Raw genomic sequence first — 16390 nt, forward strand, 5'->3', positions numbered from 1 at the left:
GCATCAAGATTCAAATTGCGACTATTGATATAAAAACTAGGCATTCTCCGCAACAAATCGGTACTATGCCCCACTTAATTTAATTCAATAGACTTTTATAGCTGTTATGTTCGAAATATCCCCCCTTCTCATCGTTATGCTGGTTGGCACCGGCGTCGTTGCAGGTGTAATCAACACACTTGCCGGCGGTGGCTCAAACTTAACCGTGCCCGCGTTGATGATATTGGGCTTGCCCGCCGATATCGCTAACGCAACGAATAGAGTCGGCGTATTTTTACAATGCCTAGTAGGTACACGGGGATTTGATAAACGCGGCAAACTCGAACGTGCTGATGTATGGCCAATTTTAATTCCAACGCTCATTGGTTCAGCCATCGGTGCCGTCGCAGCGTCATTCATGCCTACGACCTACCTCAAACCGGTTTTATTATTTGCGATGATAGCCATGGCACTCATCATTCTTGTTCGTCCAGAAACCATTGCGACAATGGAAGGCGAAGCCTCTTTAAAGATGAAAGGCAATCATCGCGCGTGGGGAACCTTATTCATTGCTGGTTTATATGGCGGGTTCGTTCAGGCTGGAGTGGGATTTATTTTAATTGCCGCGTTAGCAGGCAGTTTGCGTTACGACCTGGTACGCGCGAATGCACTTAAGATGTTGTGTACCGGGGTATTAACTTCCGTTGCTTTGGGAATTTTTATTTGGCGCGGACAGGTAATGTGGATTCCAGGTTTAATTCTAGCGGCGGGAACAATGGCGGGTGCACAACTCGGCGTAAAATTCGCAATAAAAGCCAGCCAGAGAACCTTAAAATGGTTTTTGTTTATTATGACCGTACTCGCCAGCGCAGCAGCGATGTGGTTGTAGTAATACCCAATTAATTATTGTTACGTTTCGTTCCGAGATTTTTTGTATTCGGCAATTTTTTGCGAGTACTTTTTTCCATCTTCCAGCCATTCGTCATAACGCATTAAACTGGAAAAATCGAAACTTTCTATACCAGGAACGAAGTAGACGTGCTCTTTTACTCTGTCGACGCGTAAAGAATACCTGGCCTTTATTGGTACGCCTTTTGGTCCGCGGCAGCTAGCCTTCAGGCCTTCAAGCCACTCTTTAAAATCTGAATTCACCCACACATAGGGGTGACCGCTGGTATAAAATTTTAATGATGTCGCATTATTAAAAATTTCTGGATACTTGCTTTGTAAGCCCACCAACTCTTCTTCGTAATACTCCGCCGCCTTTTTTCGCTGATAAATCTCAATCAAGATCAACAATGTCACTACGATTGCCAGCGACAGGAAAGCCGTTAAACCGAATAGCGCCATCCAGCTAGAATCTCTCGATACCCATGGCCACCGCTTCACCCCCACCAATACACAGCGACGCAACACCGCGTTGCAGATTATTTTTTTCCAGTGCCGCCAATAGCGTGACCAATATTCTCGCACCGGAAGCACCGATCGGATGCCCTAGAGCGCAAGCGCCACCGTGTACGTTAACTTTATCGTGAGGCAAATCTAATTCTTTCATTGCCGCCATGGTAACGACCGCAAAGGCTTCGTTAATTTCGTAGAGATCTACGTCAGAATTTTTCCAACCCGTTTTCGCAAACAATTTATTGATCGCGCCAACTGGGGCAGTCGTAAACCATTCTGGTTCATGAGAATAGCTGGCATGCCCGACGATTTTTGCCACTGGCGTTAAACCTCGCTTTTCAGCTTCAGACAAACGCATCAAAACGATCGCTGCAGCACCATCGGAAATTGAACTGGCGTTGGCGGCGGTTACGGTGCCATCTTTAACAAAAGCCGGTCGTAATTGCGGAATTTTTTCCGGCTTCGCCTTACCCGGTTGTTCATCAACCGTAATTTCAATGTCGCCCTGACGAGACTTGACGGTGAACGGAGTGATTTCTTTGGCAAAAGATCCATCTGTCGTCGCTTGCTGGGCGCGGGCCAATGAGGTTAGTGCAAATTCATCTTGTTGCTCGCGGGAGAAGCTAAATCGGCTGGCAGTGTTTTCAGCATACACTCCCATCGGCGTACCACGATTGTAGGCATCTTCTAAACCATCGAGCATCATGTGATCGTAAATTTGATCAGCCCCCATTCGGTAGCCACCTCTACCCTTCAGCAACAAATAAGGTGAAGCGCTCATATTTTCCATACCGCCGGCGATGGCGACGGTAGAATCGCCTAGCAACAAACTGTCATGGGCGATCATCGCGGCCTTCATCCCCGAGCCACACATTTTGTTGACGGTGATACAGCTTGCGGATTTCGCCACGCCACCAGCGAGGGCAGCTTGTCTACCCGGCGCCTGGCCTTGGCCCGCTTGCAGGACACAACCCATCACCACATCGTCTATGTCTTCACCAGAAACCCCTGCTCGGGCCAAGGCGGCACTGATTGCTGTGGCGCCCAGCTCAGAGGCTGGAACAGCGGATAAATCGCCCATAAACCCGCCCATAGGGGTTCTGGCCGCGCCGACGATGACAATTGGATCTTTACTCATAAAAACAACTCCGAAAAACGAGGTAATAGCTTGCGAGAGGAATAGTGGAATTGGGGCCGCTGTCGTTGTGAAGCCCCTTTTAGGATTTGCTAATTAAACCATGCCCTAAATTTATAAATCTTTAATGCCATTGGCCATGGTTCTCTTGGGTCGGCTGAAAACACGTTCGATCATAGGGATGAAAAATTCCAAGGGCTTGGATTTATATTCTGGATCAAAAGCAGCGCCATCATAGAGCTCACAGAAACGCTTGGTGTATTCGTAATGAGGAGAATCTTTGTACTTGTCTCGCATATTGCGATCCATACCAAGGTGGTGGAAATAATCGTAGCCCTGAAAGATCTGGTGATGCTTTGCCATCCAATAATTCGCTTCTGAGACAAAAGGCTTGAGGATAGTCGCTGCCATCTCACCGTGATCATATGTACTCAAGGGGTCCCCTATATCATGAATCAAAGCAACCACGACATATTCTTCATCTTCACCGGCTTCATAGGCCAAGGTTGCGGTTTGTAAGCAATGTTCGAGACGATCAACGGGAAAGCCACCACAATCGCCTTTGAGCAGTAATAAGTGCTGAATAACCCGCTCAGACAAGCCTTTAGCATATTCATTGAAGGCCTCGCCAATGATCTGCCAATCTTCCTTGGTACTGGATTTAAAGTTGGTGAACGTGGCTCGCTTCATTATGACAACCTCGGATCTTGCCTGAAATGTGAATTGGCGAATTATACCTCGATCCGAATCCCTAGATAACCGCTTTCTGAGCTGATCAAATATCAACCAAAACAACTTTCCCTACCAATCAATTACCAATGCTTACTGCACCTAGAAAAGACCAAGATCTGGGCTAATTATTATTTCTGCGACCCAGGCCCTATTTCCTTTTCTCCCTCACAAATTACTGTGTAATTCAAGACTGTTTTGTCATCTTTATTTGCGGATAATAGCGCTCCCCTGGACTCACAAAAGTCGAACTTAAAAAGCAATCCTAACCCTCAAGAGCCATTAGATAAGAATCCGTTAATGAAAAGTATTCCCGCCCGTATCGCCGAAGAACTCAATGCAAAAGAAACACAAATTCAAGCGGCTATCGGCTTGCTCGATGAGGGCGCCACTGTCCCTTTTATCTCCCGCTACCGAAAGGAAGTTACCGGGGGCTTAGATGACACACAAATGCGCATGCTCGAAGAGCGCTTATCTTATTTACGTGAGTTGGAAGATCGCCGAGAGAGCATTCTTAAAAGTATCCAGGAACAAGAAAAGCTCACGCCGGAACTGGAAAAAGACATTCGCCTTGCCGATACCAAGACCCGACTTGAAGATTTATACCTCCCTTACAAACCCAAACGCAGAACCAAAGGCCAGATTGCTATTGAGGCGGGGCTGCTGCCCTTGGCCGACGCTTTGTTTGCCGACCCCAGCTTAAATCCAACTGAGGAAGCAGAAAAATATTTAAACCCCGAACTCAAAATCAACGAAGCAAAAAATGCTCTTGAAGGAGCAAAATATATTTTGATGGAACGCTTCGCAGAAGACGCGAACTTGCTAGGCAAGCTACGCGCACTCCTCGCCGATGAAGCTTACTTAACGGCGCGAGTCATGAAAGACAAAGAAAAAGAAGGTGAAAAGTTTCGTGATTATTTTGAGTTCGATGAACTAATTAAAAAAGTTCCGTCCCATCGGGCCTTAGCCGTTTTTAGAGGGCGCAATGAAAGTATTTTATCGATTACCGTTAATTTAAAAGCTGACGATGAAGCTGACGCCCAAGAAAGCAAAAAACACCGCGGTGAACTGATGGTTGCCGATCATTGGGCGATAGAACACAAAGACCGACCCGCCGACGATTGGTTAGCGGAAGTTGTACGTTGGACTTGGCGAGTAAAAATTCACTCTCACTTAGAAACAGATTTACTAAGTGAACTGAGAGAAAAGGCGGAAGAAGCGGCGATTCAAGTCTTCGCCAACAATTTAAAAGATTTATTGTTAGCCGCGCCCGCAGGGCCAAAAGCTACCATAGGACTCGATCCAGGTTTACGAACTGGCGTTAAAGTCGCGGTCGTCGATGAGACCGGAAAAGTATTAGATCACGGCGCAATTTTTCCCAATCCTCCGCAAAATAAACAGCAAGAAGCGGAAGCGCAACTCGTGCATTGGTGTAAAAAATACAATGTCGATTTGATCGCTATTGGGAATGGTACCGCCTCGCGAGAAACTGATAATTTCGTTGCTCAGGTGTTTAAAAACAATCCTGACATCAAAGCGCAAAAAGTGCTCGTCAACGAAGCCGGTGCCTCGGTTTACTCCGCCAGTGAATTTGCAGCAAAAGAATTTCCCGATCTTGATGTCACCATTCGCGGTGCCATCTCCATTGCTCGTCGCCTGCAAGATCCACTAGCAGAGCTTGTGAAAATCGAGCCTAAATCGATTGGCGTTGGCCAATATCAACACGATGTATCGCCTACCAAAATGTCGCGAAGTTTAGGTTCCGTAGTAGAAGATTGCGTTAACGCCGTCGGTGTTGACGTAAATACTGCTTCGGTACCTTTACTAACACGTGTGTCTGGCCTAAACGGCACCTTGGCAAACAACATCGTTGCTTTCCGCGACGAGAATGGCGCGTTTTCGAGTCGCGAACAATTAAAATCCATTCCGCGCTTTGGTGACAAAACTTTCGAACAAGCGGCGGGCTTTTTACGTGTTGCCAATGGCAGCAATCCGCTTGATGGATCGGCGGTTCATCCTGAGTCTTATCATGTGGTGGAAAAAATCGCCGAAAGTAACCAACGAGAAATTAAAAACCTGATCGGCGACAGAACGTTTTTAAAATCGTTATCAGCCAACGACTACATCAGTGACTCCATTGGCTTGCCTACCGTTATCGATATTCTCAGCGAACTCGACAAACCCGGGCGAGACCCGCGACCAGAATTCAAGACCGCGCAATTCAAAGAAGGCGTCGAGAAATTATCAGACTTATCCGAAGGCATGGTATTGGAGGGTACGGTGACTAATGTTACCCACTTCGGTGCCTTTGTTGATGTCGGCGTCCACCAAGATGGCCTGGTACATATCTCTGCATTAGCACAGCAGTTTGTTAAAGATCCCCGTGATGTCGTTAAAGCCGGGGACATCGTCAAAGTCAAAGTGATGGAAGTTGATGTGCAACGCAAACGTATTGGCCTGAGCATGCGACTCGACGATGAGCCAGGAGCGGATGCAAACACTAATCGCGGTGCCACGGCTGGTAACAATGACAAGCGGAATTCAAAATCAAACCAAACCCCAAGAACAGAAAGAAGTAGCAAACAGAACCAAGACAGGGGGCGGCAAAACACTAACCCTAAGCGCAATAACTCAAATCAGAGGGGTAATGGTGGGAACGGAAACAGTAACAATGTTGGAACAATGGGCGCACTGTTACAGCAAGCGCTCAAAAACAAGAAATGATGATGTCATCTATTTTCAGCCCAAGAACGCTGTGACACGATCATCGAGACAACATCATTCAGACAATTATTTAATAAATAGAGATTTGTAAAGACTGAGGTTCTGAATGGCGGTGAATTTTCAGCCTTGTTAGAATTGCGAGCTTATTTGATGGTAGTTATTTTTGATGGCATTTGTCATTCGGCCATTTTTTCTCGACAAAATATACTCACCAGACTGCATGTATTTCAGAACTATGGCAGCCACCTAACATAATGGCATTCGTAAACGCCCCCTTACATTTTAAAGAAGAGTTTTTAAACCATAATCATGCTAAACGCCGACGCCCTTTCTCAACTTAATCAACTGAAAAAAAATATTGAAGATGCCAAAGACATTGGCGAAGGTATAGTGCGAGGCACCAATAATCGCTACGGTTTTGTAAAACTCGACGATGGGCGCGATGTGTTTTTAGCGCCCGATGAAATGCAACGTGTCCTACCGGGGGATCGAGTCCAGGTACTTGTAACAGAAAATGATAAAAAGCAAAGCAGTGCCAAGCTAGAAAAATTAATCAGCAGCGAACTCACTGATTTTTTAGGTAAGTATCTCGAAAAAGGTAAGAATCATTTCGTTGTTGCCGATCATCCACAATTGTCACGCTGGCTTTTCATCCCTCCGGGTGGCCGCAAACAATACAAAGACGGCGATTACGTAAGCTGTAAAATCACTCGCCACCCCTTCAAAGACGGCAAGACATACACAAAGATCATCAAGAAAATAGGCCGCGACGAAGATATTGGTATCGAACGCGAGTACATTATTAATCAACACAAACTCAATATTGATTGGTCCGCAGACGCACTAGCCCAAGTAGAAGAAATCGTAGCATCACCAAAACCAAGTCCAACGCCAGACAGTCAAGATCTTCGCAACAAAACCTTCGTTACCATTGATTCCGAAATGACGCTCGACATGGATGACGCCTTATTCGCAGAGGAAAGCAGTGAAGGATGGAACTTATATACCGCTATCGCTGACCCAAGTGCTTTTATTCCCGCAGCAAGCCCCTTGAATAATGCAGCGAAAGAGAAAGCCTCGTCGATTTACTTTCCAGGCTTAACACTGCCAATGTTTCCCAAAGAATTATCGCAAAGTGTATTTTCTCTTTTGCCAGGTGAAGAGCGTCAGACCTTAGTCTGTAAAATGGCCGTCTCTCGTGACGGTGAGATTCAAAATTTTGAGTTTTTAAGTGGAACAATAAAATCTCACTTTAAATTAAGCTACCGACAAGTCGCCAATTATCTCGACCCCGGATCTGAATCAAGCGCGGATTCTCTCCCCGATTCAATTCACGCGAGAATTGATTTGCTTGCAGCCATTGCCTCCGCTCGTCAATCCTTCCGCCACCAACACGGCATTTTGCAAGATCAACATAATGATTACCATTTGAAACTCAATTCCTCGCAAAAAATCGAAAGTATTGAAAGACGAACGCCAACGGCCGCTCACAAAATGGTAGAAGAAGCCATGTTAGCGACTAACTATTGTGCGGGGACCTTTCTAAATCAAAACGGATCGCAAGGTTCAGCGCTGTACTCAAGCCATGCCGGATTTCGTCCAGAAAGACTCAATGAAATAAAAATCCTATTGCAAAAAGATAAGCCCGAAATGAACGTCGGTGAGCTAGAAACGCTCGAAGGCTATCAAAACTTACTTAAACAACTACAAACCGAAGACGCAGACAACACGGCGCTAATCGCCACCCTAAAACGACTACTGAAAGCCGGCGAGATCAGCAGTGAAGCCAAACCTCACTTCGGTTTAGGCTTCAAACACTACGCAATGATCACCTCCCCTATCCGCCGATACCAAGACCTACACAATCAACGATTAATCAAATCCATTTTGCTTAAAGAGGTTGAAAGTAAACAACAGGAACAGTCCCTAGCGTCGGATCTCCAAAAGAATATTATCAACATACGCCAAGCCAGCCGCCAGTTAGAAAAATGGCTGCTCTGCCAGTTCATGGCCGACAAAATCGATCAAGAATTCGAAGCCAAAATAATCTCCGTGAGCAGCCAAGGCATTGTCATCCGACTTATTGAAAGCGGCGTCGAGAGCTTTATTAGTATGCGCAATACGAAAGAAACGCCGACTAAATATGATTCTTTGAGAATGACACTATTGGTCAAGGATATTACTTATCAGTTAGAGCGGGTGCTTAAGGTAACGCTAAAGAAGGTAGATTTGGAACAGAAGGTAATGGAGTTTGATATCGCAGATAAACCGAGCTAAATATCTGTAATAGCTCAGACTTAATCTGAAAGCTACCAACTTTATCAGGGTGAATTGTCAGTTTAGATTTGAGCTAAATCCTTCTTTACCCAAATCGTTTGCACATCGACCAATGTATCAATCGGCGTGCGCTCGCAACACACTTTTCCTTGATGAGTGCGCTCATTATATATCGCCCAGGTCTTTTTATAGCTCTTTGAGACCGCCGCAGAGCTCGTTCCGAACGTGATCCGGCAGAATCGTTTATGGAAACGCTCACAAATTCCGTTGGTTTGTGGTGATTGTGCATTGGTCTTGGTGTGATCAATACAATTGGTAATCATGGTATTCACCCGACCACAATACCTGCACCACGGTCCGTCAGTATTCTCAGCATCGGTAAAGCGGCTTCGTCAAAGAAAAGATACTTACTAATATATTTACACAAATTCAACCCTCTAGCTTGAGACAACAACGAACGCTACGTACTACACCCCATTTAAATATAATTTTAACTTTTCAAGACAAACAAACGGTTTCAATTCCCGATATTTCTAGATCTATAACTCTTAACCCCCTCTCGAACAAAAATTATTATTACGCCTAGAACCCCCGCAACAACCAAAGAGGCAATAAAAATTAATAATTTTTTTGGTTTAATTGGATCTAGAGTCGCCTGCGGCGGACTCACAATAACAAAGCTATTTACCACATCTTCAGCTCCCTGCGTTCTTCTCAAGTCATTTTCTAGCTGCTCTTTCCAGTGCTCCATATTGCGCAATAATGGCACGAAAGCAGCCAGCGGTTTTTGCTGACGGGCGCTAATTGACTTTATTTCTTCGTTCAAAACTCTTGTACCTAGTAGGTACTGTCTGTTTTCAATAAAGCCGAGTTCTACATTTTCAACTTCATCATAAGGTGTCTCAACAATATTAAGAGCGCGGGCGACCTCCAAAGACTCCTTTAACCGCACAAGCTCATCGGCTAACTTTCTCTTTTCTTGTTCAATCAACGAATCATAATCAGACTCAAGCTTTAATAGTGAAGTCGTATATCCCGCCGTTAGCTGATCGATTAATTCAGCTATAGTGTGCCTATCGACGAAATCAAGATAAGCTTTTAACAATTGTGTTGATTCTTTGGGGTTTTTACTTTCTAACGCTAAAAAGCTATGCAAACTAGAATCCGGAATTGTAGTATCGGGAACAGTTACCGAAAGGTTATTTGAAAATACTTTAAAATATTTTTCATATTCGATCCCATTTGGTTGAGAGATACCTCTCTCTTTCGCACTCTGCTGCCAAAACAATTTCTTGACGTAAAGAGAATTCGCGTGTGCAAGCGCTGTTGAATATACGATTTCGAGATTAACCGGTTGCACTTGATATTCTTCACCACCTTTCAATTTAGACGGCTGAATACGCTGCAATCGATAACTTGAGGTTTCGTCTAAAATAGCATCAATACGATATATTGACGGTGTGATTTTTAAATACCAAACTGAGGCAATACCGAATATAAGCATCACACCAACAACAATCCACTTTCCTCTCCACAACAACGCTACTAATTCTATCAAATCGACTTCATCATTTATGAGATCGACGGCTATGCGCTTTCTATTCGTTTGAGCTTGAGTATTCATAGTCTCGTTAATCCATCTAATTCCAGACAAAGAAAAGTAGAGCATTATCCACACTACCCCACAGCTTCGCCAGAGCTTCAATAGAATTTTTAAAAACTTTAGGTGCTCGTACAAAATTAATCACAAATACATATGAATTGGGTAGTCTTTTTAAAAGAAAAAGCTCCTAATAATTTCTCCCTATTTTCGTCGGTATCTGAATGGCTATACCGTTAAACCTATTAGCCTTTCGAACTACCAGATTAAGCAGTAAAGACGGCCTATACCATACAAAAAAGTTGACTCTTGAGACCAACATATATAGACTCCCCTGCCTTCTGAATGCACCCTAAGAACTCTCGCAAAAGCTCCTAAAATTCAGGTTCTTGGGTTCTAATCATTCCGCCTTAGCTCAGTTGGTAGAGCAAATGACTGTTAATCATTGGGTCGCTGGTTCGAGCCCAGCAGGCGGAGCCATTTTCCGATGTCCCCCCCCTTTCCTAGTCTGGAGGGTCAAAGTACACGCAAAGCTTTTTAATCGCTGCAAGCCTGTATCAAGATCGTTTATACGCAGCTCTCCGATTAGCGGCACCTGTTTCTGATAGATTAATTCCATCCACAACTCCCAAATATTGCGAGAACTTGATAAATCATAAGCTTCGGGGCTACACTTAAAGCATTTTCGCAAAAAGGGAAAGCGCAAAATGAGGATTGAAAACCTATTCGAGACGACCAGAAGCAATAAACAGATCATTTCACTTCTATACGACGCATTCGCACTAACATTTTCTTTTTATTTTTCCAACTGCTTACGTCTTGGAACCCTCCAGGTTCCAATAGGGAAACTTGAGCTAATCAGCCTAACAATCACTCTCTTAGTATCTCTTTCGGCTTTCGCAATGCTAGGTCTATACCGAGCAATATTACGCTTTATGGCACAGCAAGCGCTGCTAAATGTCGGTATTGGAGTTTTTATCTCCTCCATCACTCTTGCAGCAACTAGCTTCATAATTGATTCGGGAACACCCAGGTCTGTGCCTATAATTTACGCATTTGCTGCACTTTTTTTTATTGGGACCCCTCGCTTACTAATTAGAGGCATGGTGTTGCTCCTAAAAGCAAAAGCAGAAACAAGTAAGCACCGAGAGCCAATAATTATCTATGGAGCTGGGCACGGTGGATTTCAATTAGCCAACGCTCTTCAGGGTTCGAAATACAAAGTCGCTGGTTTTGTAGATGACAACCCAAGGATACGCGGGACTATTATGCGAGGATTGAAAGTTTCGAACCCCAAAAAACTTCCTCGGCTCGTCAAAACATTTGGTGTAAAACATATTTTACTTGCCCTCGGGAATGCTCCCAGATCCAAACGATCGAGCATTATCAAACAATTAGAAGCGCTCGAAATCAGCGTCAAAACCATACCCGACATGAACGATATCCTCGCGGGCAAATCAAAAATCGAAGACATTCGGGATGTTGATGTTGAGGACTTACTGGGGCGAGACCAAGTCATGCCTGTTCCCATGCTACTTTCCGCTTGTATTACAAATAAAAATGTCTTCGTATCCGGAGCTGGAGGCTCGATCGGGTCGGAATTGTGTCGCCAAATTTTAAAACAATCTCCCACTCGACTTGTGTTATTCGAATTAAATGAATACAACCTATACAAAGCTGAAGCAGAATTGACTGAGATTATTGCAAGCCATGGTTACCAAATCGAGCTAGTGAGCATTCTTGGCTCCGCTCAGAATAAGTCTCAACTAAAACGAGTCTTTGAATCCTACAATATTAATACGATTTACCACGCAGCGGCATACAAGCACGTACCTTTAATTGAAAAAAATATAATTGAAGGAGTAAAAAATAATGTTCTAGGTACATGGTTTTGCGCATTGGCAGCGATCGACGCCAACGTGGACTCATTCGTTTTAATCTCAACCGACAAGGCTGTTCGGCCTTCTAATGTAATGGGGGCAAGTAAAAGGTTAGCCGAATTATCCTTACAAGCGCTCGCAGAAAACCAAAAAGTCACCAGGTTCACGATGGTTCGATTTGGCAACGTATTAGGCTCATCAGGATCGGTAGTACCGCTATTTAGAAAACAGATACACAATGGCGGGCCAGTTACAGTTACCCATCCAGAAATCACTCGTTATTTTATGACAATTCCAGAAGCTGCTGAACTGGTTCTTCAAGCAGGGTCAATAGGCACCGGGGGCGACGTCTTCGTTTTGGATATGGGGCAGCCCGTTAAAATCGTAGATCTCGCAAAAAGAATGATTCAACTTTCTGGATTGAGCCTAAAAGACGAAAGTAATGAGAATGGTGACATCGAAGTAAAGTTTTCGGGGTTACGCCCTGGCGAAAAACTATTTGAAGAATTGCTCATTGGTAAAAATGTTACCTCCACCTCACACCCTAGGATACTCAGAGCCGAAGAAAAGCATTTAAAGTACTCAGAAATCAAAATAATATTGGAAGATCTTGAAAAATCATGTCGACAACAGAAACGAAGCGAAGTTGAATTACTATTACTTAAAGCTCCGCTAGATTATAAATCTCCCTCAACAAACACCAGTAACATCGTTCAATACAGCGATGCTAAAGTCCAGCTTCGATAAAAACGCTCGAAAAACTCATAACACACCTTCACTATTAACTGCAGCAATTGAATGGAAAACTCGAAAAACCCAAACGTAGATCATGAAATAATACATCTTAGAAAACTACTACCGTTCGTCTACACTGGTTATATAATCGTGTTGGGGCTAACAGTTTGGCCCATAGAAAATTTTGCGACACTATATTATCTTCTTTTTTTTCTTCCTTCGATTATATTTTTAGTTGGTAACTTCAAATTAATTAATCGTCTTTTTCGTAACATAGATAGAAAATTATTTTTCTCTACTATCTTACTATTAGCATTGATAAACACATCAGCATTTTGGAATGAAGATAAAAGCTTAGACGTCGCCGCATCATCTTTCAAAATTACCGTTATGATATTTTTGTTTGTTCTCATAACCGCAATAATCACGAGATACACTCCAAGAGTGTTCCCTACGCTCATTTATGCGATAGTTGTCCTTGTATCGATTCTAGGAATATTCACACTTATACATCATATCGAATACATACAGAACAAACAAATAACCACGAGAATACTTCAAATTGGACACGCTCCTGCTCTAAAGGTAGTCAACGCCGCAACAACAGGGATTTACCTTGGGGCTATTGCTCTATTCTCGATTATCTTATTGAGAAACAACCTAAAAAATAAATTGTTTTTTTCTCGAGCTTCAATACCTTTTCTAGTATTTATTTTAATTTTATTTGTTCTCATTTGCTGGACACGATCAGTTTTTCTAGGCCTATATGTTACTTTTTTAATTTGTGCGGCCAATGAAAAAAAAGGCTTTCTTTTGGTTATTGCTATCGCGGCTCCAATCGCATCCCTAATACTAACTTTTCTTATTGATAGCCCGCAAATCGAATCTATAATAAATCGCGGGGGGGACTGGAGAATTCAAATCTGGACGACCTATATCGACTCTGGATTAAAAGATTTTTGGCTGGGCAAAGGGTTTCTGTACAACTCAGACTTAACGGTATCTGGGATGATTGATGGAAACGCGGTTAGCGTTATACATCCTCATAGCCATAATTTTTATATTCAACTGCTGTACTGGCTCGGCTTTACTGGCCTGTCAATATATATTTATATTCTTATACGAGTTTTAAACATATCATTCACGAACTGGACAAAGTTTGAAGCAAAAATTGCATTTAGCGTAATTTGTTATTTTATGGTTGTACAGGTATTTGACGTATACAATATTTTCACTAAACCTTCTTATTATTGGCCTTGTATTTGGCTACCGATTGGCATTTGTTTTGGTATTGAAAAAAAATATAATCATCAAAAACAACCTAGTGGCTAATATTTTTTGGATTCAGTACTCTAAATATCGTTTTCCAGATTACCATCAAGTCAAAAAATAAAGATCGCTTGGCTAGGTATACCGTATCAAAATATACTTTCTCTTTTATTGATAATTCATCCCTACCATTTATTTGCGCCATGCCCGTTAGCCCTGGCAAAATTTTATGGACATTTGCTTTAGTTCTCAGTTCTATCAGATCATATTGGTTAAACAATGCTGGCCTAGGCCCTACAAAACTCATGTCCCCTTTAAAAATGCACCACAATTGCGGGATTTCATCCAAACTTGACTTCCGTAGAAAGCTCCCAAGAAAAGTCAAAGCTCCCGTGGGGTTTGCCAATAAATGTGTCGCGACCTGAGGCGTACCTATCTTCATAGTCCTAAACTTTGGCATGTTAAACAGCTCATTGTTTTTTCCAACTCTACTCGACCAATACAGTATTGCCCCTTTAGAGTCCATTTTTATAGCAAATGCTATCAGAATCGAAGGAATCAACATTAGTAGCAGCAGTGTGATCGAAAGTAATAAATCAAATAATCTTTTACTAGCGTGATAGATCATCTTTGTATGCCCTTACAACCTCATCGATCCCCTCTTCCAAACGAAACTTTGGCGACCAACCCAGCTGTCTCTTAGTCTCAGATATATCCACTTGCAGAGAAGATAACAAGCGAGTCGCCATCCCTTTTTTTCCGATAAGATAAAGTATTATTCTTAAAACTACAGCTGGCAAAGGTATTGTCCTACAAGTCCTCCCCATGTATTTACCAATTGTCAGAATAAGATCCCAGGTCGAAAGATCACTATCATCACTAACCAAAAAAATTTGATTAGCCGCCTTGGGGGCCTCAATACTAACTAATATAAAGTCGACCAAGTTTGCAAGTGAAATAAAGCTTCTTTTAGCGTTCTTTAATGCACTAGGAACTGGAAACCCTTTCTCAACCCATTTAAACAATGATAGAAAATTCGCTTTTACATTAGGTCCATATATTAAGGGAGGCCGAATAATAACCACTTCCATATCGGATTTTTGCGAAATTTTTAGTAATTCAATTTCAGCTTGCCGCTTAGATTTAGCGTAAGAATTATGCGGCATTGCTAAATCCTGAATTCGAAACTTAGAACCTTCCTTTGTATATTCGCCAAAAACTTTTACAGAACTAATATACACAAAACGTTTCACGCCTCCAAGAGAAGCAGAATTCGCCAAATTAATTGTCGCTAAAACATTTGCATTATAGTAATTTTGGTAATTATCATCGCCATCAACGTTATGCGCCATACCCGCTGCATGTACGACAATATCGACTCCGCATAGTAACCCTTCCCAATCTAGCACTTCTTCAAGCTTAAGAACGCTGGATTGTTCCACTCCAACTGGAAACGTTGGCTCATTTCGCCTTACGCAAGCTCGAACAGGCCTATCAGAGTAGAAAAGCTCTTTCACTACAGCCTGACCTACAAAGCCATTTGCCCCAGTTACAAGAATCATCTATAAATCCAAAATTAAATCAGAATACTTTCTTGCAATATTCCGCCATAAATAATGTTTTTTTGCAATTTTGCTCATGTTTAAACCTAACTCATTCAAATCCAATTCATCAACGGATCTTATGAGATACTCTAGCTCTGCTTGATTCCCAAAATATACCGCACTGGAATACGTCGTTTCTACATTGAACTCAACATTATACGCAAAAATTGGCAACCCCAAATACATCGCCTCAACTAGAGATGGGTTTGTACCCCCCGCACTATGTCCATGTATATATAAAAAGCAATTACTCCTTAGTTGGTTTAATGTGCTGAGTTCATAAATTGGATCTACCAAAAAGATATCAACACCATTATGATATTCCTGCCTAAGCTTTCGCCCATAAACACTAGCGTCCCAATTGCCAACGATAATTAATGGCAACCCCTCTTGAGACGAAAATGACTTAAGTATGGTATCAAGGTTGTTCTCAGGTTCGATCCTACACACACTAAAAGCATATCTTGCATTCAGTGCAGGGTAGGTATCTCTAAGACTGGCTTCGATGTCTTCATTAGAAACATGGTCTGCGCCGTATTCAATCAAAACTGAATCCGAGCGATTATACGTTTTTAGTATATATGACTGTATTGCTTTATTGTCCGCTACAATCTCATCCGCATAATTAATCGCGACTTGCTCAGAAAGCTTCAAGAACCAGCTTGCGATCCTACCCCATTTTTGCCTTTTCCACTCAATCCCATCAATATTAACAATAAACTTACTACTGCTAATTTTCTTTAGCAAAGGCAAAAATACACAACCCGAAACCCCTAATACCAAAATAATATCAGCCTTATTCAAAGCTCTACACATTGACATCAAGTCATAAAAAATACTTTGAATACCGTTAGCTTGCAAGTTCACATATTCCAATTGCGCCCCATTATAATACTTCAACCGTTCAGAATATTGCTTGGAAGAACAGTAAACCGTCATTTGAAAACTTTCCGCGAGATTCTGAATTAGATACTCAACCAAAGTTTCCCATCCACCATATTTTGCGGGCACCCCTACTGACCCGACAATCGATACTCTAAGTGGAACATCACTCATT

General features: G+C 42.6%; 13 protein-coding genes and 1 tRNA gene. 6 read left to right on the top strand and 8 right to left on the bottom strand.

The annotated features are described in order from the left end of the window. The first annotated feature begins 106 nt into the window (after positions 1 to 106). Positions 107 to 868, top strand: a complete 762-nt coding sequence (locus tag ACYUCY_RS08950; RefSeq protein ID WP_460226126.1) for a sulfite exporter TauE/SafE family protein — start codon at positions 107 to 109, stop codon at positions 866 to 868. A 20-nt stretch (positions 869 to 888) separates the two neighbouring features. Here ACYUCY_RS08950 and ACYUCY_RS08955 read toward each other — a convergent pair whose 3' ends face one another. The 3 genes from ACYUCY_RS08955 to ACYUCY_RS08965 all read right to left on the bottom strand — a co-directional run bounded on the left by ACYUCY_RS08955 (position 889) and on the right by ACYUCY_RS08965 (position 3205). Then, positions 889 to 1329, bottom strand: a complete 441-nt coding sequence (locus ACYUCY_RS08955; protein ID WP_460226127.1) for a hypothetical protein — start codon at positions 1327 to 1329, stop codon at positions 889 to 891. Between the two features lie 4 nt (positions 1330 to 1333). After that, on the bottom strand, positions 1334 to 2518 hold the full coding sequence (locus ACYUCY_RS08960) for an acetyl-CoA C-acyltransferase (RefSeq protein WP_460226128.1): 1185 nt from the start codon (positions 2516 to 2518) through the stop codon (positions 1334 to 1336). Between the two features lie 111 nt (positions 2519 to 2629). Then, positions 2630 to 3205 carry an HD domain-containing protein gene (locus ACYUCY_RS08965; RefSeq protein WP_460226129.1) on the bottom strand — a complete coding sequence of 192 codons (576 nt, stop codon included), beginning with the start codon at positions 3203 to 3205 and terminating at the stop codon, positions 2630 to 2632. Between the two features lie 339 nt (positions 3206 to 3544). Between ACYUCY_RS08965 and ACYUCY_RS08970 the strand changes: the two genes are divergently transcribed. Together ACYUCY_RS08970 and ACYUCY_RS08975 are read left to right on the top strand one after the other, a co-directional pair. Beyond that, positions 3545 to 5968: a Tex family protein gene (locus tag ACYUCY_RS08970; protein WP_460226130.1), complete on the top strand. Its 2424-nt coding sequence runs from the start codon at positions 3545 to 3547 to the stop codon at positions 5966 to 5968. 309 nt (positions 5969 to 6277) lie between these two features. Beyond that, complete coding sequence (locus ACYUCY_RS08975; protein ID WP_460226131.1) at positions 6278 to 8245, top strand: VacB/RNase II family 3'-5' exoribonuclease; 1968 nt, start codon at positions 6278 to 6280, stop codon at positions 8243 to 8245. A 62-nt stretch (positions 8246 to 8307) separates the two neighbouring features. Here ACYUCY_RS08975 and ACYUCY_RS08980 read toward each other — a convergent pair whose 3' ends face one another. After that, positions 8308 to 8568 (bottom strand): hypothetical protein, encoded by a 261-nt coding sequence (locus ACYUCY_RS08980; RefSeq protein ID WP_460226132.1) that lies wholly within the window; start codon positions 8566 to 8568, stop codon positions 8308 to 8310. 194 nt (positions 8569 to 8762) lie between these two features. Continuing rightward, the gene (locus ACYUCY_RS08985; RefSeq protein WP_460226133.1) at positions 8763 to 9869 is read right to left on the bottom strand and encodes a Wzz/FepE/Etk N-terminal domain-containing protein; all 1107 of its coding nucleotides are present in this window, start codon (positions 9867 to 9869) and stop codon (positions 8763 to 8765) included. A gap of 380 nt (positions 9870 to 10249) precedes the next feature. Between ACYUCY_RS08985 and ACYUCY_RS08990 the strand changes: the two genes are divergently transcribed. From ACYUCY_RS08990 to ACYUCY_RS09000, 3 genes are all read left to right on the top strand, one after another. Then, positions 10250 to 10325, top strand: a tRNA-Asn gene (locus ACYUCY_RS08990). Positions 10326 to 10747: 422 nt separating this feature from the next. After that, on the top strand, positions 10748 to 12472 hold the full coding sequence (locus tag ACYUCY_RS08995) for a polysaccharide biosynthesis protein (protein WP_460226134.1): 1725 nt from the start codon (positions 10748 to 10750) through the stop codon (positions 12470 to 12472). Between the two features lie 138 nt (positions 12473 to 12610). Beyond that, positions 12611 to 13792, top strand: a complete 1182-nt coding sequence (locus ACYUCY_RS09000) for a hypothetical protein (RefSeq protein ID WP_460226135.1) — start codon at positions 12611 to 12613, stop codon at positions 13790 to 13792. Here ACYUCY_RS09000 and ACYUCY_RS09005 read toward each other — a convergent pair. The 3 genes from ACYUCY_RS09005 to ACYUCY_RS09015 are packed head-to-tail and all read right to left on the bottom strand — an operon-like array spanning position 13782 to position 16389. Then, on the bottom strand, positions 13782 to 14357 hold the full coding sequence (locus tag ACYUCY_RS09005) for a sugar transferase (RefSeq protein WP_460226136.1): 576 nt from the start codon (positions 14355 to 14357) through the stop codon (positions 13782 to 13784). The two genes, ACYUCY_RS09000 and ACYUCY_RS09005, sit on opposite strands and share 11 nt — an antisense overlap. Continuing rightward, the gene (locus ACYUCY_RS09010; RefSeq protein WP_460226137.1) at positions 14341 to 15291 is read right to left on the bottom strand and encodes an NAD-dependent epimerase/dehydratase family protein; all 951 of its coding nucleotides are present in this window, start codon (positions 15289 to 15291) and stop codon (positions 14341 to 14343) included. Before ACYUCY_RS09010 ends, ACYUCY_RS09005 begins: the two co-directional genes overlap by 17 nt. Then, positions 15292 to 16389: a DUF1972 domain-containing protein gene (locus tag ACYUCY_RS09015; RefSeq protein WP_460226138.1), complete on the bottom strand. Its 1098-nt coding sequence runs from the start codon at positions 16387 to 16389 to the stop codon at positions 15292 to 15294. Between the last annotated feature and the right edge of the window lies 1 nt (position 16390).

Source organism: Aurantivibrio infirmus, assembly GCF_054767315.1.